The following is a 21,424-nucleotide window of genomic DNA, read 5'->3' as shown; positions in this document are numbered from 1 at the left end:
AAATTCACGGAGATTACAATGTCATGCTCAAACTGTTGTCATTCAACACCTGTTCACATCTCTTCAGAATACCGTAAAGCTCTATGGATTGCCTTTGGGCTAAATTTCGCAATGTTTTTTGTGGAAATTCTCGTAGGTATAACATCAAGATCAACGTCATTATTATCTGATAGCTTAGATTTTTTTGGAGATAGTGCCAATTATTTAATCAGTCTATATGTTCTACCGATGGCGTTGGTTCATCGTGCCAAAGCCTCTCTAGTAAAAGGGGTAACAATGGGGGGATTCGGTATGTTCATTCTTTTTACTACTATATACCGTTGGTTCTATGGCGAAATTCCTCACTATAGTCAAATGAGTATTGTTGGCTCCCTTGCATTATTGACTAACCTTGTTGCGATGTGGGTTCTCTACCGTTTCCGAGAAGGAGATAGTAATATGCGTGGTGTTTGGCTTTGTACAAGAAATGATGCAATGGGGAATCTGGTGGTTATTTTGGCAGGTGTAGTGGTTTATTTTACACAATCCAAATACCCTGATTTAGTTGTTGCTTTTATCCTCTCATTTCTTGCGATTCAAGCGTCTAAAGCGATTATCTTACAAGCTTTGGGGGAATTAAAATAGCAATCGAGGGTTGTGAAATATTGTTTCATGAATAAAAAATATTTCTTACATGGGTGAATGATACACTCTATGGATATAAAATAGCTCACAACCCATTCATCGCATTAATCAGCCTAATTTCATCATATTTTTCAATATCTTGTGCATAAATTGTGGTTTCTCTAATTTTGCCTTGCTGCAATAATTTTCCCCGTTGTGTACCGGCTAATAATGGCGTATCCGATGTGAGCCATTGATCGCCTTGACGAAAAATAAGATTACCGATGGAGCAATCCGTCACTTTTCCGTTTTTAATAATTATAATCTCATCGCACTTTCCCCGCTGAGCTAAAAGGGAATTGAGTAAATCCCGATTGGCATATTTCAGACTGTAATCAATTTCGTCACAGACAATTGGTTGAAAAGTGCGGTAGATTTTCCGTGTGTATTCAACGTACTGAATTTGGGTGCTTTCGGCATTGTAATCAACACGACAACGTACAAGATGATTTTGTAAGTGGGGCGGCACTTGGATTAATTCAAAAAGATTAAAAATATTGACCGCACTTTTGCCGTAAAATTGTCGTAAGCTCTGTTCATAACGGGCTTGATGATATTCAATATTTTGAATTTTACCCTGTTCAATGGCAAGGGTTTCAAATAAGGGAAACATCATTTTGTCTCCTCAATCGGAAAATAGACTTTTTCGAGTAATTCTTGATATTCATCTTCCAAACGGCTTTGAATGGTAATACCACCACCGCTGTGAAAATAATATTTCTCACTCACTTGAGAGATGAAGCGAATAGCTACTGCACTTTGTAGGTTTTTACCATCAAAAAGACCAAAAATGCCCGTGTAATAACCTCGGGGTTGGCGTTCCGCTTGTTGAATAATTTGCACGGTTTTTTCTTTGGGGGCGCCACTAATCGAGCCTGCAGGCAATAACGTGGCAAGTATATTGCCAATATTTTGTTGCCAATGTTCATCTAGTTCGCCGCAAATCTCCGAACTTGTCTGCAAAATTTCGCCTTTTTGTGTCGCAATACGATCGACATAGCGAAATTTTGTGACCTGAATATTGGTCGCCACCATGGCTAAATCGTTTCGCATTAAATCTACAATGGTGTAATGCTCACGCAGTTCTTTTTCATCATTTAGCAGTTGCTGTTCTGCATTGGGGAGGGCGGAATTAATTGTTCCTTTCATCGGATAAGTGAAAATTTTGTTATCTTGAATATTGATAAAACATTCCGGTGAGAAGCAAACAAATTGATTTTTTAACCATAATTTATAAGGTGCAGAGGATTGATAAAAAATCTGTTCAAGGGAAAAATTACCCGAAATTTCAGTGGGCGAAGTGAGATTTAACAAATAAGAATTGCCCTTTTGAATCTCTTTCTGCACAACTTCAAAACCTTGTTGATAATGGGAAAGGGGAATCGGGTGCTTTTCAAAATGAATATTTGTGGAGAAATCTTTTTGCTCGTTGATATTGGTTTTCCCTAAAATATCAAAAAGAATACCTTGTTGAATTGCTTCTTCTAAAGGAAAAATTAACGGTTTTTGTTGTTCAAAATCAATCAAAAAAAAGAAAGGGGCGGATTTTGCCCCGTAATGATTGGCTTGTCGGATAAAATGTTGCATTGTGCTATTTCTAATTTCGAGTAAAATTGCCCGATTATAACGAAAGCCGAACAGTTATGAAATTACTCATCATTAATAATCACGATTCTTTTACTTTCAATTTAGTCGAACTGATTCGTCGCCTTGGTGTGCTTTTTGATGTACTCAATGTAGAAGATTTACAAGAAAATACACCCGAATCCTATAGCCATATCTTAATTTCTCCCGGACCTGATGTGCCGCGGGCTTATCCGCAACTTTTTGTAATGTTGGAACGGTATCATCGGCAAAAATCAATTCTTGGAGTATGCTTAGGGCATCAAACATTATGTGAGTTTTTTGGCGGAACGCTTTATAACCTCGATCAAGTTCGCCACGGGCAAAAACGGAGGTTAAAAGTGCGGTCAAATTCGCCGTTGTTTTTAGGTTTGCCGCTGGAATTTGATATCGGCTTATACCATTCTTGGGCGGTGAAGGCTGACAATTTTCCTCACGAATTAGAGATTACCGCCATGTGTGATGAAAATGTGGTGATGGCGATGGCTCATCAATCTTTACCGATTTATGGCGTGCAATTCCATCCGGAATCTTATATGTCCGAATACGGAGAGCAAATTTTACGAAATTGGTTAAATATTACCCCATAATAGTGCTTGATTCTTCATCTAAAATTCGTATTATAGCCGTCTATACGTCAATACATCCAAATTAAAAAGAGAGAAACTATGTCTAGTTATTTATTTACCTCGGAATCCGTGTCTGAAGGGCACCCAGATAAAATTGCCGACCAGATTTCTGATGCAGTACTTGATGAAATTCTAAAACAAGATCCAAAAGCCCGTGTCGCTTGCGAAACCTATGTAAAAACCGGTATGGCGTTAGTGGGCGGGGAAATCACCACTTCAGCATGGGTAGATATCGAAAACCTCACCCGAAAAGTGATTTGTGATATTGGTTATGAACATTCCGAGATGGGATTTGACGGTCATTCTTGTGCCGTATTAAATGCTATTGGTAAACAGTCTGCGGATATTAACCAAGGTGTTGACCGTGAAAATCCATTGGATCAAGGCGCCGGCGACCAAGGTATTATGTTTGGTTACGCCACAAATGAAACCGATGTATTAATGCCTGCAGCCATTACTTATGCTCACCGTTTAATGCAAAAACAGGCGGAAGTACGTAAAAACGGTAAGTTAGCTTGGTTACGCCCGGATGCCAAAAGCCAAGTAACCTTAAAATACGAAGATAACAAAATTGTCGGGGTGGATGCGGTTGTTCTATCAACCCAACATGCGGAAGATATTAACCAAAAAGATCTTCACGAAGGGGTGATGGAAGAAATCATCAAACCGATATTACCAAGCGAATGGCTTTCAAAAGACACTAAATTCTTTATTAATCCGACAGGTCGTTTTGTTATCGGCGGCCCGATGGGGGATTGCGGTTTAACCGGCCGTAAAATTATTGTGGATACCTACGGTGGTGCGGCACGCCATGGCGGCGGTGCATTCTCTGGTAAAGATCCGTCAAAAGTGGATCGTTCGGCGGCTTATGCGGCGCGTTATGTGGCGAAAAATATTGTGGCTGCCGGTTTGGCGGATCGTTGTGAAATTCAACTTTCTTATGCTATTGGTGTGGCAGAACCGACCTCAATTATGGTGGAAACTTTCGGTACGGGCAAAGTGGCAAATGAATTATTGGTGGCATTAGTACGTGAATTTTTTGATTTGCGCCCTTACGGATTAATCAAAATGCTTGATTTAATTCAACCGATTTATCGTGAAACCGCTGCTTATGGTCACTTTGGTCGTGAACAATTCCCATGGGAAAAAGTGGATCGTGCGGAAGAATTACGCGCGGCGGCAGGTTTAAAATAACGCCCTCATAAATGATTAAAACCGCTATTTTGGCGGTTTTTATTTTTCTGAATTCTATGCAATCATCACAAACTCGGTTTCGTCATTTGAAAATGCAGGTTCAGCGCAAACTTGCGGAATCCTTACGCCTTGCAGAAACTTATTTTAAACGTGAATTTCCAATGCCGACGATAAATTATGATTTACGGGGTGTGAAAGCCGGCGTGGCGCATTTGCAAAAAAACGAAATTAAATTTAACCGCACTTTATTGCTTGAAAATACGTATGAGTTTATTCATCAAGTGGTTCCCCATGAATTGGCGCATTTAATTGTGTATCAAGTATTCGGACGTGTTAAGCCCCATGGCAAAGAATGGCAAGGGGTGATGAACGGGATTTTTCATTTGCCCGCAGAGACTTGTCATCAATTTGATGTGCAAAATGTTCAAGGGAAAACTTTTGAATATCGTTGTGTTTGCCAAACACATTTTTTGAGTATTCGCCGCCATAATCGAATTTTACAAGAGGGGGTAGAATATTTGTGTCGAAAATGCAAAGGGAAATTGGTTTTGATGGATGATAACTAATTTAGATTATGTTACACTCCAATCGGTTTTTACCCTCAATAATATAGGAGTTATCCAATGAAAAAATCATTATTAGCATTAGCTATCGGTACATTAGTTGTAGCTTCCAGCGCAAGTGCAAACTGGTATGTACAGGGTGATTTAGGTGTATCAAAAACAAAATTTACATCTTATTCTGATCTTAATAAGACTAAAGTAGAACCTCGTATTTCTGTAGGCTATAAATTAGGGAATGTTCGTTTAGCAGTGGATTATACCCATCATGGAAAGTTTTCAGGAACGGCAGGGATTGATACTACGGCTAAAATTCAAGGCTTAGGCTTTTCAGCAATCTATGATATTGATCTCAATTCTACAATAACGCCTTATGTTGGTGCTCGTCTTTCAGCTAACCAATTTAAAGTCACGAACCGTGCTGTGGATATTTTTGAAGATAAATCCGAAACTAAATTTGGTTATGGTTTAGTCGCTGGAGCAAAATATCAATTAAGTGGAAATTGGTATGTAAATGGTGGAGTAGAATATAATCGTTTAGGTTCTTATGAGGATACCAAAGTCAATAATTATGGCGCAAAATTAGGCGTGGGTTACGAATTCTAATTTGTCTTCCTTAAAAGAGCGGTAAAATCAACCGCTCTTTTTTCTTTTCCCCCTTGAAAATTCCGTTTTCATTCTTATATCTGTGACATTCAATTTTTACTTATTTCATTTTATGAGGAAAATCTATGTCTCAAAACAAAGAAACTCGTGGTTTCCAATCGGAAGTCAAACAATTATTACAATTAATGATTCATTCTCTTTATTCCAATAAAGAGATTTTTTTACGCGAATTAATTTCTAACGCTTCCGATGCGGCGGATAAACTCCGTTTTAAAGCGCTTTCGAATCCGGCTCTTTATGAAAATGACGGGGAGTTACGTGTACGTATTAGCTTTGATAGTGAGAAAGGCACATTAACTATCAGTGATAACGGTATCGGTATGACCCGTGATCAGGTTATCGATCATTTAGGCACTATTGCGAAATCCGGAACAAAAGAGTTTTTGAATGCCCTCGGTAGTGATCAAGCCAAAGATAGCCAACTTATCGGTCAATTTGGTGTGGGATTCTATTCTGCCTTTATTGTTGCGGATAAAGTGACGGTGAAAACCCGTGCAGCGGGCGAGGAAGCGGGTAAAGGCGTACTCTGGGAATCTGCCGGAGAAGGGGAATACTCGGTTGCCGATATTGAGAAAAAATCCCGTGGTACGGATGTGATTTTGCATTTACGTGAGGATGAAAAAGAATTTTTAAATGAATGGCGCTTGCGTGATGTGATTGGCAAATATTCTGATCATATCGGTCTTCCGGTGGAAATGCTAACCAAAGAATACGATGATGAAGGAAAAGAAACCGGTGAAAAATGGGAAAAAATCAATAAATCAGATGCCCTTTGGACACGTAGCAAAAATGACATTTCCGATGAAGAATATAAAGAATTTTACAAACACCTAAGCCACGATTTTGCCGATCCGCTTTTGTGGGCGCATAATAAAGTGGAAGGTAATCAGGAATACACCAGCTTGCTTTATGTGCCGTCCAAAGCCCCTTGGGATTTATTTAATCGTGAGCATAAACATGGATTGAAACTCTATGTTCAACGTGTATTCATTATGGATGATGCGGAACAATTTATGCCGAATTATCTCCGTTTTATGCGTGGTTTAATTGATAGTAACGATTTACCGTTAAACGTTTCCCGTGAAATTTTACAAGACAATAAGGTTACCGCAGCATTACGCAAAGCCTTAACCAAACGTTCTCTACAAATGTTGGAAAAATTGGCAAAAGACGATGCGGAAAAATATCAACAATTCTGGAAAGAATTTGGCTTAGTCTTGAAAGAAGGGCCGGCGGAAGATTTCAGCAATAAAGAAAGCATTGCGAAATTGTTACGTTTTGCTTCTACTCATAATGACAGCAGCGAACAAGCCGTTTCTTTAGAGGACTATGTTTCTCGGATGAAAGAGGGACAAAAAACTATTTATTACATTACGGCAGATAGTTATGTGGCGGCGAAAAACAGCCCGCATTTAGAATTATTCAACAAAAAAGGTATTGAAGTCTTACTATTGTCCGATCGTATTGATGAATGGATGTTAAGCTACTTAACAGAGTTCGACGGCAAACCGTTACAAACTATCAGCAAAGCGGATTTGGATTTAGGCGATTTAGCGGATAAAGACGAAGAGGAACAAAAAGAGCAGGATAAAGCCTTTGAAAGTTTTGTTGAACGAGTGAAAACCTTGCTAGGCGATCGTGTGAAGGAGGTTCGTTTAACCCATCGCTTAACGGACACCCCTGCGGTAGTTTCGACCGGTAACGATCAAATGACTACCCAAATGGCAAAACTCTTTGCCGCTGCCGGTCAGCCTGTACCGGAAGTGAAATATACCTTTGAGCTTAATCCGGAACATCATTTAGTGAAAAAAGTCGCCGATATTGCTGACGAAACACAATTTGCTGATTGGATCGAATTGTTACTTGAACAGGCAATGCTTGCCGAACGCGGATCGTTGGAAAATCCGGTGGCATTTATTAAACGGGTTAATTCTCTACTAAGTTAAAGAAAGAGCGGTCAAATTTGACCGCTCTTTTTTATATGTAATATCAAATTATCGACGACAAACAGACGATCCGTATTTGCTACCACCGGGTAAACATTCACAAGCTTCACCGTCTTTATCTCTATCCAAATAATTTGCACCATTTTCTCTCATATATTGTTGAGCTTCATCTTGAGTTGCAAAGTCAGAACATCTAACTCTAGCAGCTAAAGAATCATAAGAAAGAGTAAAAAGTGATACACCTAGTAAGATTTTTTTCATTTATCTTCCTCCAGGACGACGATCAGCTGCTCGATCGCCACAACGAGAACCATCTTTCGCCTGTTGCCAACTATGATCGCAGCTTCCTGCATTAGCAAAGGATGAAAATGTAGATAATGTAAATGTAGCTAATAAAATCATAATGATCTTTTTCATATATACTCCAATGTGAATTAAACTTACTACGAATTATGCACGACACCTTGATGACTTTAGGTTAAAATCGCAGGGGGCGAGCCTCTTTTAATATTATAAATAGGTGTTTATTATGAAGAAGATTGCAATAGTTACAATATTCTATACTGTTTGTTACTTGACAATGTGAGGAGAGAGAAAATGGGAATAAATGAAAAAGTGCGATTTTTTCGAGAATTAAATCAATGGTCGCATGAAGAAATGGCGGAAAGAATGAATATGTCAGTGACGGGCTATGCAAAAATTGAACGTGGTGAAACTAATCTTAGCCTACATAAACTTAAACAAATTGCTTCTGTTTTTCAAATTGATTTAATTGATCTTTTATCTCCTAATGATAATGGTGTGATATTGATTGGAGGAGAAAATAACCAGAATCACTTCCGTAATAATTATTATGGTCATCAAGAGGCAGAATTTAAAATTGAGAAACTAGAATTAGAACTTAGACATAAAGATGAATTATTAGCCCAAAAAGATCATGAATTAGAAAATCTCAAAGAGTTAATTAATTTACTAAAACAAAATATAGGAAAATAGGTGATTTATGATTACCGTTTACGGCATTAAAAATTGCGATACTGTGAAAAAAGCATTGAAATGGCTTGCGGATCACAATATTGAGCACAAACTGCATGATTATCGTATTGACGGTTTGGATACGGCATTTTTACAACAGGCGGAAGCACAATTCGGTTGGGAAAATCTGGTGAATAAACGGAGTACAACGTGGCGAAACCTCGATGGGGAAATTAAAAAAAACTTGTCAAAAACGACCGCACTTTCCGTGCTTATGGATAACCCGACATTAATTAAACGCCCGATTATTATGCAGGACAATCAGGCATTAATTGGGTTTAATGAGAAAGAATACGAAAAAGCGTTTGCCTAAAGTGCGGTTAAAATTTGAGGTGTTTTTATGAAAGAAAAGATCGTGCAATTAGCGCAGGACTTAATCCGCCGTCCTTCCATCAGCCCGAATGATGAGGGCTGTCAGACATTGATTGCGGAGCGTTTGGAAAAACTCGGATTTGAAATTGAATGGCTTCCTTTTAATGAAACCTTAAATCTTTGGGCAAAGCACGGTACAGGCGAGCCGGTGGTTGCCTTTGCCGGCCATACGGATGTGGTGCCGGTTGGTGACGAATATCAATGGAATTATCCTCCTTTTGCTGCAGAAGTTGTCGGAGATAGGCTTTATGGGCGGGGAGCGGCGGATATGAAAGGCTCGTTGGCTGCAATGATTGTGGCGGTGGAAGAATATGTGAAAGTCAGTCCTCATCACGCAGGCACCATTGCCTTATTAATCACTTCTGATGAAGAGGCTTCGGCAAAAGACGGCACGGTTCGTGTGGTAGAAACCTTGATGGAACGTGGCGAAAAAATTACGTATTGTATGGTGGGGGAGCCATCAAGTTCGCAAATCTTAGGTGATGTGGTAAAAAACGGCCGTCGTGGTTCTATCACCGGTAATCTGTATATTCAGGGGATTCAGGGACATGTAGCTTACCCTCATTTAGCGGATAATCCTGTTCATAAAGCGTTGCCATTCTTACAAGAACTCACCACCTATCAATGGGATAACGGTAATGCGTTTTTTCCGCCGACAGGGTTGCAAATTGCTAATATTCAGGCAGGCACCGGTAGTAATAATGTGATTCCGGGTGAACTCTATGTACAGTTTAATTTACGCTACTGTACGGAAATCACTGACGGGCTGATTAAGCAAAAGGTGACGGAAATGTTGGAAAGACACGGTTTGACCTACCGTATAGAATGGAATCTTTCCGGTAAACCGTTTTTAACCAAACCGGGTAAATTGGTGAATGCGTTGGTGGATAGTATTCAAGGAATAACCGGTATCACACCGAAACTCGAAACCGGTGGAGGCACATCCGACGGGCGTTTTATCGCTTTAATGGGGGCGGAAGTGGTGGAGTTTGGACCGCTTAATGCCACTATTCATAAAGTGAATGAATGTGTGAGCGTAGAAGAGCTCGGCAAGTGCGGTCAAATTTATCATCAAATGTTAGTGAATTTATTGGATAAGTAAACATGAAATTAACTTCGGAAATGCTCACGGGAAAATCGCGCGAACATTTAGTGAATTTACCCACTCCGCATTCAATAAACCATTTTTTGCAGGCACAAGCCGTAAAAGCATTTCAAAGTTTGCAGCAACGTGCGGTCAAAAATGGCTTTAATTTACAACCGGCAAGTAGTTTTCGAGATTTTCAACGCCAACAGTTGATTTGGAACGGTAAATTTAGCGGTGAGCGTAAAGTACATGATGATGACGGTCATAGCTTGGATCTCACATTATGGGATGATTGGCAAAAATGCCAAGCTATTTTACGTTGGTCGGCGTTGCCGGGCGGGAGTCGGCATCATTGGGGAACGGAAATTGATATTTTCGATCCGGATCTGTTACCACAAGGGCAATCCTTACAGCTTGAACCTTGGGAATATGAAAAAGGCGGCTATTTTTGCGAGTTAAGTGAATTTCTTGTTAAAAATTTACCGCACTTCGATTTTGCGCTTCCGTTTATGCAGCAATCCATAGGCAAAAAAATGGGGCGTGAACCTTGGCATATTAGCTATTTACCCTTAGCGGAGCAGGCGAGGGCACAATTTTCATCTGAGGTTTTATTACATGCTTGGCAAAATGAAGAAATTGGCGGAAAGGATATTTTGCGGAAATATATAGAGCAAATTTTTGAACAATTTATGGTATAGCAAAAGTGCGGTCAAATTTGACGGTATTATGTAGCAGTTGTATAAACTTAAATTTTATCTCATAGGTAGGGACGCCACGTTGGCGTCCGCCATACAACTTTTTAAAATCATTTAATTCTTTACGGACGCCAGCGTGGCGTCCCTACATTTTTCTTTAAATTGTACATTTACTACATAATGCCGAAATTTGACCGCACTTTTGCTTATTTATTTTTATTCTTTTCTAAGGATTTATGCTGAATTTTGACATTTTTTCCTTTAGCTTGGAAATATTCGCCAAGTTGCTGGGCAATGTAAACCGAGCGATGTTTTCCTCCGGTACAACCGATCGCAATGGTTAAGTAGCTGCGGTTGTTTTGTTCTAACATTGGCAACCATGTTTCAATGTAGTTACGGGTGAGGTAGATGAAATTATTGACATCATCATGGCTGTTCAAAAAACGGGCGACCGGTTCGTCTAATCCCGTCATTGGGCGAAGCTCGGGATCCCAGTGCGGATTCGGCAAAAAACGAACGTCAAATACATAGTCCGCATCAAGAGGAATACCGTATTTAAAACCGAAGGACTCTACAACAATTTTGAGCTCTTTTTCCGTATTCCCCCGTAAGCATTCACGCAATTTTTCTGCTAAAGTATGCGTAGAAATATGTGTCGTATCAATAACGAAATTTGCGTGTTGGAGCAATGGTTCTAATTGTTGGTGTTCGGCATCAATGGCAGCCTCAAGGGAGAGATCGTTGGCTGAAAGAGGATGAAGTCGGCGAGAGTCGCTGTATCGGCGAATCAGTGTGCTACGATCAGAATCTAAAAAAATGATTTTAGTTGCGTAATGACGTTGAATGTCCGTTAGAATTTGCTCAAGAGATTGTGCCGATTCGGGTAAATTACGAATATCAAGGCTGATGGCGACAGCAGTTTGATTTTTGGCTAAAATCTCCGTGAGCTGGGGTAATAGATCCAGTGGAAGGTTATCAACACAATAGTAGCCCATATCTTCCAGCGCACGTAATGCCACTGACTTTCCCGCTCCGGAGCGACCGCTGATAATGATAATTTCCATACAGTTCCCCCTGTAAGATTATGTTTCACTCTCGGTTAAAGAATGCGTTTCTTCTGTTGTTTGATCCGCCATCTCAAAAACTTGCCAGATTTCACCCGCACTTTTCGCTGAACGCAATTGTTTAAGAAAATTTTTGTCTGTGATTTTTTCCGTTAAATGAGAAAGTACGGGAATATAGGTTTGGCACTGATTTTCCGGTACAAGCACGGCGAAAACGAGATCTATGGGTTTACCATCTTGTGCATCGTAATCAATCGGTGTTTCTAATTGAAGAAATACGGCAAGGGCTTTATCGGTTGCTTTCGCAGGTAATTTTGCTTTTGGCATTGCCACACCGTTGCCTAATCCTGAGTTCCCCAATTTTTCACGTTCAAATAAGCATTCAAAGCAAGCTTGTTCGCCTTTTTCACCGTGTAATTGTTCTACGATAAAATGAGCAATGGATTCAAATAATCGCTTTTTACTTGAAAAGCAAACACCCTGACGTATATTTTCAGGGTGAAAGAGTTCTGTTAATTTCATCTTTATAACTTAAATTCTTCGCCAAGGTACACGCGTTTTACATGTTCATCATTCATCACTTCTTCTGGAGTGCCGGTGGCGATGATTTGACCTTTCCCTACAATATAAGCCCGTTCACAGACATCTAGAGTCTCGCGCACATTATGATCGGTGATTAACACACCCAAACCGCGGTTACGCAGATCGGTAATAATCTTTTTAATGTCCGTAACGGAAATCGGATCAACCCCTGCAAAAGGTTCGTCCAATAAAATAAATTTGGGATTGGCGGCAAGAGCACGTGCAATTTCTACACGGCGACGCTCACCACCGGAAAGGGATTGACCAAGGCTATTACGAATATGTCCGATATTAAATTCTTCAATTAATTCATCCGCTCTTTCCCTGCGTTGTTCAGGTGTGAGATCTTTGCGAATTTCCAGCACCGCCATTAAGTTATCGTAAACGCTTAAACGGCGAAAAATTGACGCTTCTTGCGGAAGATAGCCTATGCCGCGTTGTGCACGGTTATGCATTGGTAAGAGACTAATGTCTTCACCGTCAATAGTAATTTTACCCTGATCTTGGCGCACAAGCCCTACGACCATATAGAATGTGGTGGTTTTGCCGGCACCATTCGGACCTAATAGCCCGACGATTTCATTAGAATTAACCGTAAGGCTGACATCAGAAACAACTTTACGATTTTTATAACTTTTAGCCAAAAATTCAGCATGTAATACGGACATCAGTTATTTTTTACCTTTTTGTTGTAATTGGGTCGGAATTAATACGGTTTTAACACGCGATTTACCGCCATTTGCTTTTAGCTGCTGTTTTTTCACATCATAAGTAATGCGTTCGCCATTTATTTTACTATCAAGTTGTCTGAGCTCCGCATTGCCTGTTAGCGTTAAAAATTCCGTACCGAGATCATAATGTACTTGGTTTGCTTTGCCGTCCACCGGTTTGCCATCGTCTAATAATTGGTGGAAAGTCACCGGCGTGCTGAAAGCTTCTACGGTTTCTTTTTTACCGGAGTTTTCAGGCGGTCGGGTGATGACCACTTTATTCGCTTTAATCAGAATGGAACCTTGCGTAATTACCACATTATCAGTGAAAGTAACCACACTGTTTTCCATATCCAAAGATTGGTTATCGGAGACGATGTTAATCGGTTGATTTGTATCATCTTTTAGGGCGAAAGCTGAAAGGGAGACCATCGCCAATGTTGTAGTGAGAAGAATCTTACGGGTTACTGATTTCATAATATGTTTTTACCTGTTCCTTTAGAGTTGCCACTTGTTGGCGCAAGTTACCCACCATTTTTAAGCCGGTGGAATTAAAATTTTGTCCGTTAATTTTTACCATTGTGTCGGATGTAATATCTTGTGTTTTTAAATTAACGACAGCCGATTGTGTTTCTACGCGTTGAAGTCGGGAAGTCGGTTCTAGGCTTTCTGCTACGACGTTTCCCTCTAAATAAAGGATTTCATCTTTTGTTAAAACAGCTTTTTGCGCACTTAACTTCCAACTTTGCGATTCCAGTAATTTTGCCGTTTCGTTTTTCTGTTTTTGATTATCGTCGGTGGTATCAAAAAGATAAACGAGCGGAGCGGTAAAATTTGTTTTCCCGTCATGACTAAAATGTTCAACTTCGTCTGAAATCGCTAAATATTGTTTTTTGCCGTCCGGTGAAAAGATGGTTGTTTCCATTTTTTGTCCGACATAATCAGGGCTATCCGGTGCTTTGACCAAACTTTGTAAATCACCATGATCTTGATTTAGTGAATAATACCAACCAAGCAGGCAAAGTGCCATAATACCGAGAATAATATTCCAACGAATATTCATAAAAATAGTTTGTCCTGTTTAAAATGGGGGCGAATCATACCATAATTTTGAGACCGCTCTAAAACCAAGTGCGGTCAAAAATAATTTTTTAATCCGGTAAAATAATCTCTTTCAATACCTGATAAATTTCACGATAAGCTTTCAAGGGTTTATTTTGTGCTTTTTCTTTTTGCGCCGCTCGAATTAAATTGCGTAATTGCTGGCGATCAGCTGTTGGATATTCATTGAGTAAATCGCTGAGTGCTGTATCCCCTTGTTCGACCAACTCATCACGCAATATTTCCAATTTTTGCAGCATTGCCTGTTGTAGATTATGTTTATTCTCAATTTTATCTAAGGATTCGCGAATCGGTTCAACATCAGTGCCACGTAATAATTTGCCGATATACTGCAATTGGCGGCGGCGCGCTTCTTTTTGCAAACGTTGCGCCAACTCAATGGCTTCTAATAATGAATCATCAAGTGGCACTTTAGTCAGATTGGTTTTGGTTAAGTTCACCAACTTTTCACCGAGTTGTTTTAGCTCCTCAGCATCACGTTTGATTTCACTTTTACTTACCCAAATGATTTCTTCTTGTTGTTCCTCTTCCCAATCAAATACTTCTTTTTTCTTACGCTTTGCCATGTTATTCCTTCTTAGAAATTTAGTGCGCATTTTAGCATAAACTTTGAAAATAAGATAAAATGCGAAAAATTTTTAACGGGAAAACAGAATGAAAACAGCAGAAAATCAGACCGCACTTTTGAAACAACAGGAGCAAGAATTGCGTCAAGCGGTGGGGGTCGCCCTTGCAGTCGCCCAAAAAGCCGGAGCGACCGCCGAGGTTGGCGTTACGAAAGTGAGCGGGTTATCCGTTTCAACCCGTTTGCAGGAAATTGAAAACGTGGAATTTACCAATGACGGCGCACTTGGGATCTCAGTCTATTTAGGACAACAAAAAGGCAATGCTTCAACTTCCGATTTAAGCGAACAGGCGATTAAAAATACCGTTGAAGCGGCTTTGGCGATTGCTAAATGTACTTCGCCGGATGATTGTACCGGTTTAGCCGAAAAAGAATTAATGGCATTTGAGGCTGCCGATTTAGCCCTTTATCACGCTGCTGATATTGATGTAGAGAAGGCTACGGCACTTGCGTTGCAAGCAGAAAAGGCCGCATTGGAGGCAGATAAACGAATTGTTAATAGTAACGGAGCGAGTTTTAACTCCCATACGGGTGTACGTGTATATGGCAATACGCACGGAATGTTGCAAAGTTATTTATCAAGCCGTTATTCTTTATCTTGTTCGGTCATCGGTGGGGTGGAAGATGGGCTGGAAAATGACTATGAATATACAGTTTCACGCAATTTTAACAAATTGGAATCGGCAGAATGGGTCGGGAAAAATAGTGCGAAAAAAGTCGTTGCCCGTTTGAATCCACAAAAACTCACCACCCGAGAAGTACCGGTGATCTTTTTAAATGATGTGGCGACAGGTATTATTTCACATTTTGCCGCCGCTATTAGTGGGGGAAGTTTATACTGTAAATCAAGTTTCTTGTTAGATCATTTAGGGAAACAAGTGTTACCGACATGGTTTAATATTAGTGAACGTCCGCATTTGTTGAGCCGTTTGGCCTCAACTCCTTTTGACAGCGAAGGCGTACGCACACAAGATTTGGAAATCGTACAAGACGGTATTTTACAGACGTATTTATTGACTCATTACAGCGGTAAAAAAATGGGCATGAAAAGCACCGGTCATGCCGGTGGGATTCATAACTGGTTGGTTCAGCCCAATTTAACCGGCGGATTGACCGCACTTTTAGGTGAAATGGGAACCGGATTATTAGTCACGGATGTGATGGGACAAGGCGTGAATATTGTGACCGGTGATTATTCCCGTGGTGCGTCAGGTTTTTGGGTGGAAAACGGAGAAATTCAATATCCGGTATCTGAGATTACCATTGCAGGACAATTGCCGGATATGCTGAGAAATATCGTAGCGATTAGTGATGATGTGGAGCATCGTTCTAATATCCAAACCGGCTCAATTTTGTTAGATAAAATGAAAGTCTCAGGTAATTAATTTTTGAGAATAATTCTTATTGACAAAATAATTGATTCTGCTACTATGCAAATACCTGTTTAGATGCGATTGCAGATTGCTCCAACAGGTAGAGAGTAAAAGTAAATTCATCCGTGTTGAAAAGCTGAAGATTTAAACTTCAGCTTTTTTTTGTTTTTCTTTGTATAATGGGCGGACTAATTGATCTCATTATTTAATTTAAGGACAAAAAATGAAAAAACATCATGTTGATGTATTAATTTCTGAAGCCGATGTGAAAGCGCGTATTGCCTCATTGGGAGAGGAAATTACGGCTTTTTATCAGCAAAAACAGGTCAATAAACTGATTGTTGTTGGCTTATTACGCGGTTCATTTATTTTTATGGCTGATTTAGTACGTGAATTGGCATTGCCGATAGAAATTGAGTTTATGACAACATCAAGTTACGGTAGTGGGATGACAACCAACCATGATGTAAAAATCAGCAAAGATTTAGAAGGCGATATTCGAGGCGAACATGTACTTATTGTCGAAGACATTATTGATACCGGTTATACGCTTGAGAAAGTTCGTGAAATTTTGAATTTACGTGATCCGGCGAGTTTGGCGATTTGCACATTATTAGACAAACCGTCGAGAAGAGAAGTTAGTGTGCCGGTGGAATGGGTCGGCTTTGAAATTCCTGATGAATTTGTTGTGGGCTGCGGTATTGATTATGCCCAACGATATCGCAACTTAGGCTATATTGGCAAGGTTGTATTGGAAGAGTAAGTTTTCAACATAGAAAGTGCGGTCAATTTTAATGAAGTTATGATACTTTGTTTTTGACCGCACATTGTTTTTACCGGCTGAGTGAATGTTCGGCATTTTTATCCCAATCAATCCACATTCTCTGGATTTTATGTTCCCCGTCTTGCATTTTCGTACGAAAATACATTTTTATTTTCATTGCCTCAATTTTTTCACCCAAGAAAGACGCTTTTAAATCATAGGTTGCGGTTAATCGGTTTTTACCAATCGGTAACACTTTAATTGCGGTTAGCATATCGTAGTATAGCGTGCCGTCTTTTAAATTGTTTATCCAGTCGGTTTTCGCAAAACGTTTCCGTTTCGAGTCGCGAATCACGGTGAGTACAAAATCGTCAGAGAGTAATTTATCCAGCTCAATGTAATTTCCCTTTTCAAGAGAGGTGACAAGTTGTGAGTATAAATCAGCTAATTCAGCCTGTTCGGTTTCCCGATTTTGCAGATCATAAAGGGCGGGGGCAATTGCGATTATACTGATGGTAAGTGATAGCAATAGCGAAAAGAAAATATGACGTAACTTCATTTTATCTACCAAATTAAAAAAACGACAGGAATAATATTCATCACAAGGGCTGTTGTACCGGCCAAGATAAGTTTTGAGGTGCCGAACATCAAGCCTTGATTAACGCCTTTATCCAATTTCACTAACATATTTGCTAGGGCGGTATTGGCGAATAATCCTACAAAGGCAAAGATAATCAAATAAATATAGGCTGTTATAAATGACAGAAAATCAATCACGTAGAACCATGGCACAATGAGTGTAATGACTAAGAGCGGGGCAATATAAGTTAGTTTTACAACGCCAAAACTTAATTTTCGAGAGAAATGGCTCTGAAATAGCACGGCAATTAGGTTATTAATAAAAAAAGCAATAGGGATCGATTCCGGATTATCTAATAGATTGCTGAAAATATAGGGGAAAATAATATAAAACGAAGTTCCCATAGCCAATGGAATAAATAATAACAAATGAGCAAAAACAAAGCGTTTGCTTAATACTTGGCGGATATGGCTTAGCCGAAATCGGGTTGCCCGTACTGTGCATGAGGTTTCTTGCACGGTTAGCAACATAAAAATTAGCATTGCCACTTCAATACCACAACTGACCCAAATCAACATTTCAGGCAGTTGAAACTGTAAAAAGGGTAAAGCAAGTAACGGTGCAAACATTGAAGCTAGGCTTTGAATACGTAAAAATTTACCTTGGGCTTTCGCTTTATCTTGGTAATTATTTGCTGCGGTAGAAAGGAGTAGGGCACGAGCATTTGTACCAAACAGTGTACTACCCAAACCAAAAAAGAAGGTGGTTAAGAGTAAAAGCGGGTAGTAATCCGTGGTGATAAGTAAAATATAGGCAATTGCATCCATTAAACAGCCGATCAACATCATTTTTGAACGGCCGAAACGATCGCCCCAATATCCAGCGAATAAAGAGAAAACTTGGCTGGCAAACACCAATAGGGAAAATGCAGTAGTAATTTGAGCGGTATCGAAACCTTTATTGCCTTGTAAGTAGATGAAAAAGACACTTTGCATGGCGGTATAAGCGATACCGGAGAAAAAACGCCGCCATAAAATTACATTTTGAATATTCATTTTTAGATACTTTCCGAAATTAACCGACGAATCATATCAATTATGGTGAATTTTCTCTTAGACGTTCATTGAATAAATCAAAGAGAAAGCCGATTCTAGTTTGACAATAGGGAGACATATAAACGCCCCATTGTTTATTGATATGATAAGGGTAATTAAAATATTAATGCTATAAGTTGATAGTTATGACCCGTGATTTTGAGTATTTTCGTTACAATAGCGAGCCGAAATAAAAAAATATTAAGCCGTTTTTATCGGTAATCTCATTTCTCTTATTTTCATTGTCATCCCATCGATCATTAACAAGCGACCGGATAAATTCTCACCAATGTTTAATCTAACCTTAATCGCCTCTAATGCTTGAATCGAACCTACAATCCCTACGATTGGTGCGAGCACGCCTGCTTCCACGCAACTTAACACGTTTTGCCCGAAAAGTTGGCTGAGATCATGGTAAGTCGGGGTGTTAGGTTCATAAGTAAAGACAGATACTTGTCCTTCCATACGAATTGCTGCACCGGAAATTAGCGGAACATGATTTTTCTTACATTGGCGATCAAGCCGATTACGGATATCGACATTATCGGTACAATCAAGAATAACCTGAAAGTGCGGTATAATTTCACCGAGTTTTTCTTCGTCCAATTTATCGTTAATTGTCTCAATCTCAATATGCGGATTGATTTGCTGCAAGGCAATTTTGGCAGAATCAACCTTTGGCATATTAAGTCTTGCATCACAATGTAGTATTTGACGCTGGAGGTTAGAAAGCGAAACCTGATCAAAATCCAGCAGGGTTAAATGCCCCACACCGGCAGCCGCAAGATATTGTGCTGCGGCACACCCTAAACCGCCTAAGCCGACAATCAACATTTTGCTGCCTTTTAGTTTTTCTTGCCCGTCAAAATCAATCGATTTCATAATAATTTGGCGGTTATAACGCAATTCTTCTTCATGGCTTAGTGTTGACATTATTGCCCCAATAGATGATTAAACGGTTCAATAGTAACGGTTTCACCGGCAGCAACATTACCGCGATCTTTTTCTAATACGATGAAACAATTACTTTTCACAAAAGAACTGAATAAATGCGAACCTTGGAATCCGACCGGTTGAACTTCGATTTGTCCGTTCTCATTCATTTGATAGTAACCCCGTTGGAAATCTAAACGACCCGGCGCTTTTTTCAAATTGGTTGTTGCGATGGCGGTAAAGTGCGGTTGTTTTTTCGGATGTTTTTGACCGCTTAATTGCAAAATTGCCGGTTGTACGAGCTGATAGAACGTGACCAAGGCTGAAACCGGATTGCCCGGTAATCCGCAGAACCAAGCATTTTGCAATTTTCCAAAGGCAAAAGGTTTGCCCGGTTTCATGGCGATTTTCCAGAAATTAACCGTACCGACTTTTTCTAACACGGCTTTGGTGAAATCCGCTTCGCCTACGGAAACCCCGCCGCTGGTAATGACTAGATCGGCTTGGCGTTGGGCTTCAACAAATGCCTTTTCAAATTCAACTTCGTTATCGGCTAATAAACCCAAATCCAATACCTCACAATTTAATTGTTGCAGCATAAGTTTTATAGTGAAACGGTTTGTGTCGTAGATTTGCCCCTCTTTTAATGGTTGACCGACCTGGACTAATTCATCTCCGGTAGAAAGTACTGCAACTTTTAAACGAGGATAAACTTTTACTTCAGCAATACCGAGTGAGGCAAGCAATGGTAAGGACACGGCATTCAGCGCATCACCTTGTTGTAAGACAATATCACCTTTTTTTATATCTTCACCAATACGGCGAATGTTTTGGTTGGCTTTCGGGTATTCGTTTAGTGTGATCGTACCGTCCTCATTGACGACAACTTGTTCCTGCATAACTACTGCATCCGTACCTGGAGGAATCATTGCACCGGTCATAATACGCACCGCACTTTGCGCTATCCATTCACCGTTGAAAGGATTGCCCGCAAAAGACTTGCCGGCAACGGAGAGGGTTAATGATTGCGCCAAATCCGCTAAACGTACCGCATAGCCATCCATCGCCGAATTATCAAAGGAAGGAACATTGATTGGGGATACCACATCTTCGGCACATACCTGGTTTGTCGCCTCGCTTAAAGAAAGCGTTTCGCATTGTGTCGGGAAAGGAAGCCGGCTAAGCATCTGGTTCAAAGCTTGATCTAACGAAAGCATAAAAATCCTGTGTAAACGTTGAGAAAATTTGTCGGGTATTTTATCGTGAAATCGTTTCTAATTTAAGGATTAAATTCTGAAATGATGAATGAGATCAATAAATATTGGTGATTTTTCTCATTTTACGATGTACTTATATTTTGCTAGAATGCCGCATTATTTTTTAGGAACGGAAAGTAAATGAGCAATATTTCACAAGATGCGCTAAATGTGCGTGATGCCCTGGTTGCCAAGGGCATAGAAACTCCAATGATAACCCTTAACCCAAATAAAGACGAACGCCGTTCCGGTATCGCCAGCCATATGCGAGAGGTGATGAAACTGATTGGGCTGGATTTAGGCGATGATAGTTTAGAAGAAACGCCGAATCGTTTGGCAAAAATGTTCGTTGATGAAATTTTTAGCGGAATGGATTATGCCAATTTCCCTAAAATGACAAAAATTAAAAATCAAATGAAAGTCAGTGAAATGGTGCAAGTCAATGATATTACCCTCACCAGTACTTGCGAACATCATTTTGTCACCATTGATGGCAATGTTGCTGTTGCTTACTACCCGAAAGATTGGGTAATCGGGCTTTCTAAAATTAATCGAATCGTTGCTTTTTTTGCACAGCGCCCGCAGGTACAGGAACGTTTAACCGAGCAACTTTTAACGGCTTTTCAAACTATTTTGGAAACTGACGATGTTGCCGTTTATGTGAAAGCGACCCATTTTTGTGTAAAAGCCCGTGGGGTAAAAGATACCAATAGTTATACGGTGACGTCCGCTTATGGCGGTGTCTTTTTGGAAGATCGTGAAACCCGCAAAGAGTTTCTAGCCTCAATCCAAAAATAAAAAACGTTATTAGAAATGACCGCACTTTAAGCAATTAAAGTGCGGTCGTTTTTT

The 21,424-nt window shown here is 39.9% G+C and carries 27 protein-coding genes; 13 read left to right on the top strand and 14 right to left on the bottom strand.

What is annotated here, in order from left to right; genetic code table 11:
* Positions 1–18 precede the first annotated feature (18 nt).
* Positions 19–624, top strand: a complete 606-nt coding sequence (locus PNEUHYL_RS07425; RefSeq protein ID WP_026215441.1) for a cation diffusion facilitator family transporter — start codon at positions 19–21, stop codon at positions 622–624.
* An 85-nt stretch (positions 625–709) separates the two neighbouring features.
* Here the strand turns inward: PNEUHYL_RS07425 and PNEUHYL_RS07420 are convergent, their stop codons facing one another.
* Both PNEUHYL_RS07420 and PNEUHYL_RS07415 read right to left on the bottom strand, forming a co-directional pair.
* Positions 710–1,276, bottom strand: a complete 567-nt coding sequence (locus tag PNEUHYL_RS07420; protein ID WP_059368841.1) for an aminotransferase class IV family protein — start codon at positions 1,274–1,276, stop codon at positions 710–712.
* The gene (locus PNEUHYL_RS07415) at positions 1,276–2,265 is read right to left on the bottom strand and encodes an aminodeoxychorismate synthase component I (protein WP_110890449.1); all 990 of its coding nucleotides are present in this window, start codon (positions 2,263–2,265) and stop codon (positions 1,276–1,278) included. The genes PNEUHYL_RS07420 and PNEUHYL_RS07415 overlap by 1 nt, the downstream gene beginning before the upstream one ends.
* Before the next feature lie 41 nt (positions 2,266–2,306).
* On the opposite strand from PNEUHYL_RS07415, the gene PNEUHYL_RS07410 reads away from it, so the two are divergent.
* From PNEUHYL_RS07410 to htpG, 5 genes are all read left to right on the top strand, one after another.
* A complete protein-coding gene (locus tag PNEUHYL_RS07410; RefSeq protein ID WP_059366692.1) occupies positions 2,307–2,876 on the top strand; it encodes an anthranilate synthase component II in 570 nt (189 codons plus the stop codon).
* A 78-nt stretch (positions 2,877–2,954) separates the two neighbouring features.
* Entirely contained in the window at positions 2,955–4,109 is a 1,155-nt protein-coding gene (gene metK / locus PNEUHYL_RS07405; protein WP_059366688.1) for a methionine adenosyltransferase, read from the top strand.
* A gap of 56 nt (positions 4,110–4,165) precedes the next feature.
* Positions 4,166–4,675 (top strand): SprT family zinc-dependent metalloprotease, encoded by a 510-nt coding sequence (locus tag PNEUHYL_RS07400; RefSeq protein ID WP_059368840.1) that lies wholly within the window; start codon positions 4,166–4,168, stop codon positions 4,673–4,675.
* Positions 4,676–4,732: 57 nt separating this feature from the next.
* On the top strand, positions 4,733–5,275 hold the full coding sequence (locus PNEUHYL_RS07395) for an OmpW family outer membrane protein (protein ID WP_059366685.1): 543 nt from the start codon (positions 4,733–4,735) through the stop codon (positions 5,273–5,275).
* 125 nt (positions 5,276–5,400) lie between these two features.
* Positions 5,401–7,281, top strand: a complete 1,881-nt coding sequence (htpG, locus tag PNEUHYL_RS07390; protein WP_059366683.1) for a molecular chaperone HtpG — start codon at positions 5,401–5,403, stop codon at positions 7,279–7,281.
* Between the two features lie 48 nt (positions 7,282–7,329).
* Here htpG and PNEUHYL_RS07385 read toward each other — a convergent pair whose 3' ends face one another.
* Positions 7,330–7,542, bottom strand: a complete 213-nt coding sequence (locus PNEUHYL_RS07385) for an excalibur calcium-binding domain-containing protein (RefSeq protein WP_059366681.1) — start codon at positions 7,540–7,542, stop codon at positions 7,330–7,332.
* Positions 7,543–7,698 (bottom strand): hypothetical protein, encoded by a 156-nt coding sequence (locus PNEUHYL_RS13445; RefSeq protein ID WP_164703641.1) that lies wholly within the window; start codon positions 7,696–7,698, stop codon positions 7,543–7,545. It lies immediately after the preceding gene.
* Positions 7,699–7,878: 180 nt separating this feature from the next.
* Here PNEUHYL_RS13445 and PNEUHYL_RS07380 point away from each other — a divergent pair, with 180 nt between their 5' ends.
* The 4 genes from PNEUHYL_RS07380 to PNEUHYL_RS07365 are packed head-to-tail and all read left to right on the top strand — an operon-like array spanning position 7,879 to position 10,473.
* The gene (locus tag PNEUHYL_RS07380; RefSeq protein ID WP_059366678.1) at positions 7,879–8,277 is read left to right on the top strand and encodes a helix-turn-helix domain-containing protein; all 399 of its coding nucleotides are present in this window, start codon (positions 7,879–7,881) and stop codon (positions 8,275–8,277) included.
* Positions 8,278–8,284: 7 nt separating this feature from the next.
* Positions 8,285–8,629, top strand: coding sequence for an ArsC family reductase (locus PNEUHYL_RS07375; protein ID WP_059366676.1), 345 nt, complete (start codon positions 8,285–8,287; stop codon positions 8,627–8,629).
* A gap of 27 nt (positions 8,630–8,656) precedes the next feature.
* On the top strand, positions 8,657–9,790 hold the full coding sequence (dapE, locus tag PNEUHYL_RS07370) for a succinyl-diaminopimelate desuccinylase (RefSeq protein WP_059366674.1): 1,134 nt from the start codon (positions 8,657–8,659) through the stop codon (positions 9,788–9,790).
* A 2-nt stretch (positions 9,791–9,792) separates the two neighbouring features.
* Positions 9,793–10,473 carry a M15 family metallopeptidase gene (locus PNEUHYL_RS07365; RefSeq protein ID WP_059366671.1) on the top strand — a complete coding sequence of 227 codons (681 nt, stop codon included), beginning with the start codon at positions 9,793–9,795 and terminating at the stop codon, positions 10,471–10,473.
* Positions 10,474–10,676: 203 nt separating this feature from the next.
* Here the strand turns inward: PNEUHYL_RS07365 and rapZ are convergent, their stop codons facing one another.
* From rapZ to yjgA, 6 genes are all read right to left on the bottom strand, one after another.
* Positions 10,677–11,534 (bottom strand): RNase adapter RapZ, encoded by an 858-nt coding sequence (gene rapZ, locus PNEUHYL_RS07360; RefSeq protein ID WP_059366668.1) that lies wholly within the window; start codon positions 11,532–11,534, stop codon positions 10,677–10,679.
* A gap of 18 nt (positions 11,535–11,552) precedes the next feature.
* A complete protein-coding gene (ptsN, locus tag PNEUHYL_RS07355; RefSeq protein ID WP_059366667.1) occupies positions 11,553–12,056 on the bottom strand; it encodes a PTS IIA-like nitrogen regulatory protein PtsN in 504 nt (167 codons plus the stop codon).
* Positions 12,057–12,058: 2 nt separating this feature from the next.
* Positions 12,059–12,784 (bottom strand): LPS export ABC transporter ATP-binding protein, encoded by a 726-nt coding sequence (gene lptB, locus PNEUHYL_RS07350; RefSeq protein ID WP_059366665.1) that lies wholly within the window; start codon positions 12,782–12,784, stop codon positions 12,059–12,061.
* Positions 12,785–12,787: 3 nt separating this feature from the next.
* Positions 12,788–13,303, bottom strand: a complete 516-nt coding sequence (gene lptA, locus PNEUHYL_RS07345) for a lipopolysaccharide transport periplasmic protein LptA (RefSeq protein ID WP_059366663.1) — start codon at positions 13,301–13,303, stop codon at positions 12,788–12,790.
* Positions 13,284–13,889 carry an LPS export ABC transporter periplasmic protein LptC gene (gene lptC, locus PNEUHYL_RS07340; protein WP_059366661.1) on the bottom strand — a complete coding sequence of 202 codons (606 nt, stop codon included), beginning with the start codon at positions 13,887–13,889 and terminating at the stop codon, positions 13,284–13,286. The genes lptA and lptC overlap by 20 nt, the downstream gene beginning before the upstream one ends.
* 88 nt (positions 13,890–13,977) lie before the next feature.
* Positions 13,978–14,514, bottom strand: a complete 537-nt coding sequence (gene yjgA / locus PNEUHYL_RS07335) for a ribosome biogenesis factor YjgA (protein WP_059366659.1) — start codon at positions 14,512–14,514, stop codon at positions 13,978–13,980.
* Between the two features lie 88 nt (positions 14,515–14,602).
* Here yjgA and pmbA point away from each other — a divergent pair, with 88 nt between their 5' ends.
* Both pmbA and hpt read left to right on the top strand, forming a co-directional pair.
* Positions 14,603–15,958, top strand: a complete 1,356-nt coding sequence (pmbA, locus tag PNEUHYL_RS07330; RefSeq protein ID WP_059366656.1) for a metalloprotease PmbA — start codon at positions 14,603–14,605, stop codon at positions 15,956–15,958.
* Between the two features lie 211 nt (positions 15,959–16,169).
* Entirely contained in the window at positions 16,170–16,709 is a 540-nt protein-coding gene (gene hpt / locus PNEUHYL_RS07325; protein ID WP_059366654.1) for a hypoxanthine phosphoribosyltransferase, read from the top strand.
* Between the two features lie 70 nt (positions 16,710–16,779).
* On the opposite strand, the gene PNEUHYL_RS07320 is transcribed toward hpt, so the two are convergent.
* From PNEUHYL_RS07320 to moeA, 4 genes are all read right to left on the bottom strand, one after another.
* Entirely contained in the window at positions 16,780–17,268 is a 489-nt protein-coding gene (locus PNEUHYL_RS07320) for a nuclear transport factor 2 family protein (protein WP_059366653.1), read from the bottom strand.
* A gap of 5 nt (positions 17,269–17,273) precedes the next feature.
* A complete protein-coding gene (locus tag PNEUHYL_RS07315) occupies positions 17,274–18,344 on the bottom strand; it encodes an MFS transporter (RefSeq protein WP_059366651.1) in 1,071 nt (356 codons plus the stop codon).
* Between the two features lie 240 nt (positions 18,345–18,584).
* A complete protein-coding gene (gene moeB, locus PNEUHYL_RS07310; RefSeq protein ID WP_059366649.1) occupies positions 18,585–19,316 on the bottom strand; it encodes a molybdopterin-synthase adenylyltransferase MoeB in 732 nt (243 codons plus the stop codon).
* A complete protein-coding gene (gene moeA, locus PNEUHYL_RS07305; protein ID WP_059366647.1) occupies positions 19,316–20,533 on the bottom strand; it encodes a molybdopterin molybdotransferase MoeA in 1,218 nt (405 codons plus the stop codon). The genes moeB and moeA overlap by 1 nt, the downstream gene beginning before the upstream one ends.
* Before the next feature lie 180 nt (positions 20,534–20,713).
* On the opposite strand from moeA, the gene folE reads away from it, so the two are divergent.
* Positions 20,714–21,370: a GTP cyclohydrolase I FolE gene (gene folE / locus PNEUHYL_RS07300; protein ID WP_059366645.1), complete on the top strand. Its 657-nt coding sequence runs from the start codon at positions 20,714–20,716 to the stop codon at positions 21,368–21,370.
* The last annotated feature ends 54 nt before the right edge of the window (positions 21,371–21,424 follow it).

The organism is Rodentibacter caecimuris, from assembly GCF_001019715.1.
Classification (GTDB): Bacteria; Pseudomonadota; Gammaproteobacteria; order Enterobacterales; family Pasteurellaceae; genus Rodentibacter; species Rodentibacter caecimuris.
The sequence above is the reverse complement of the archived record's forward strand: the minus strand, read 5'-3'. Positions and strand labels throughout refer to the sequence as shown.

Bases quoted from the DNA above. Each gene is read 5' to 3' on its own strand.
- PNEUHYL_RS07425 (WP_026215441.1), top strand. From the start codon at position 19: ATGTCATGCTCAAACTGTTGTCATTCAACACCTGTTCACATCTCTTCA.
- PNEUHYL_RS07420 (WP_059368841.1), bottom strand. From the start codon at position 1,276: ATGTTTCCCTTATTTGAAACCCTTGCCATTGAACAGGGTAAAATTCAA.
- PNEUHYL_RS07410 (WP_059366692.1), top strand. From the start codon at position 2,307: ATGAAATTACTCATCATTAATAATCACGATTCTTTTACTTTCAATTTA.
- metK (WP_059366688.1), top strand. From the start codon at position 2,955: ATGTCTAGTTATTTATTTACCTCGGAATCCGTGTCTGAAGGGCACCCA.
- PNEUHYL_RS07400 (WP_059368840.1), top strand. From the start codon at position 4,166: ATGCAATCATCACAAACTCGGTTTCGTCATTTGAAAATGCAGGTTCAG.
- PNEUHYL_RS07395 (WP_059366685.1), top strand. From the start codon at position 4,733: ATGAAAAAATCATTATTAGCATTAGCTATCGGTACATTAGTTGTAGCT.
- htpG (WP_059366683.1), top strand. From the start codon at position 5,401: ATGTCTCAAAACAAAGAAACTCGTGGTTTCCAATCGGAAGTCAAACAA.
- PNEUHYL_RS07385 (WP_059366681.1), bottom strand. From the start codon at position 7,542: ATGAAAAAAATCTTACTAGGTGTATCACTTTTTACTCTTTCTTATGAT.
- PNEUHYL_RS13445 (WP_164703641.1), bottom strand. From the start codon at position 7,698: ATGAAAAAGATCATTATGATTTTATTAGCTACATTTACATTATCTACA.
- PNEUHYL_RS07380 (WP_059366678.1), top strand. From the start codon at position 7,879: ATGGGAATAAATGAAAAAGTGCGATTTTTTCGAGAATTAAATCAATGG.
- PNEUHYL_RS07375 (WP_059366676.1), top strand. From the start codon at position 8,285: ATGATTACCGTTTACGGCATTAAAAATTGCGATACTGTGAAAAAAGCA.
- dapE (WP_059366674.1), top strand. From the start codon at position 8,657: ATGAAAGAAAAGATCGTGCAATTAGCGCAGGACTTAATCCGCCGTCCT.
- PNEUHYL_RS07365 (WP_059366671.1), top strand. From the start codon at position 9,793: ATGAAATTAACTTCGGAAATGCTCACGGGAAAATCGCGCGAACATTTA.
- rapZ (WP_059366668.1), bottom strand. From the start codon at position 11,534: ATGGAAATTATCATTATCAGCGGTCGCTCCGGAGCGGGAAAGTCAGTG.
- ptsN (WP_059366667.1), bottom strand. From the start codon at position 12,056: ATGAAATTAACAGAACTCTTTCACCCTGAAAATATACGTCAGGGTGTT.
- lptB (WP_059366665.1), bottom strand. From the start codon at position 12,784: ATGTCCGTATTACATGCTGAATTTTTGGCTAAAAGTTATAAAAATCGT.
- lptA (WP_059366663.1), bottom strand. From the start codon at position 13,303: ATGAAATCAGTAACCCGTAAGATTCTTCTCACTACAACATTGGCGATG.
- lptC (WP_059366661.1), bottom strand. From the start codon at position 13,889: ATGAATATTCGTTGGAATATTATTCTCGGTATTATGGCACTTTGCCTG.
- yjgA (WP_059366659.1), bottom strand. From the start codon at position 14,514: ATGGCAAAGCGTAAGAAAAAAGAAGTATTTGATTGGGAAGAGGAACAA.
- pmbA (WP_059366656.1), top strand. From the start codon at position 14,603: ATGAAAACAGCAGAAAATCAGACCGCACTTTTGAAACAACAGGAGCAA.
- hpt (WP_059366654.1), top strand. From the start codon at position 16,170: ATGAAAAAACATCATGTTGATGTATTAATTTCTGAAGCCGATGTGAAA.
- PNEUHYL_RS07320 (WP_059366653.1), bottom strand. From the start codon at position 17,268: ATGAAGTTACGTCATATTTTCTTTTCGCTATTGCTATCACTTACCATC.
- PNEUHYL_RS07315 (WP_059366651.1), bottom strand. From the start codon at position 18,344: ATGAATATTCAAAATGTAATTTTATGGCGGCGTTTTTTCTCCGGTATC.
- moeB (WP_059366649.1), bottom strand. From the start codon at position 19,316: ATGTCAACACTAAGCCATGAAGAAGAATTGCGTTATAACCGCCAAATT.
- moeA (WP_059366647.1), bottom strand. From the start codon at position 20,533: ATGCTTTCGTTAGATCAAGCTTTGAACCAGATGCTTAGCCGGCTTCCT.
- folE (WP_059366645.1), top strand. From the start codon at position 20,714: ATGAGCAATATTTCACAAGATGCGCTAAATGTGCGTGATGCCCTGGTT.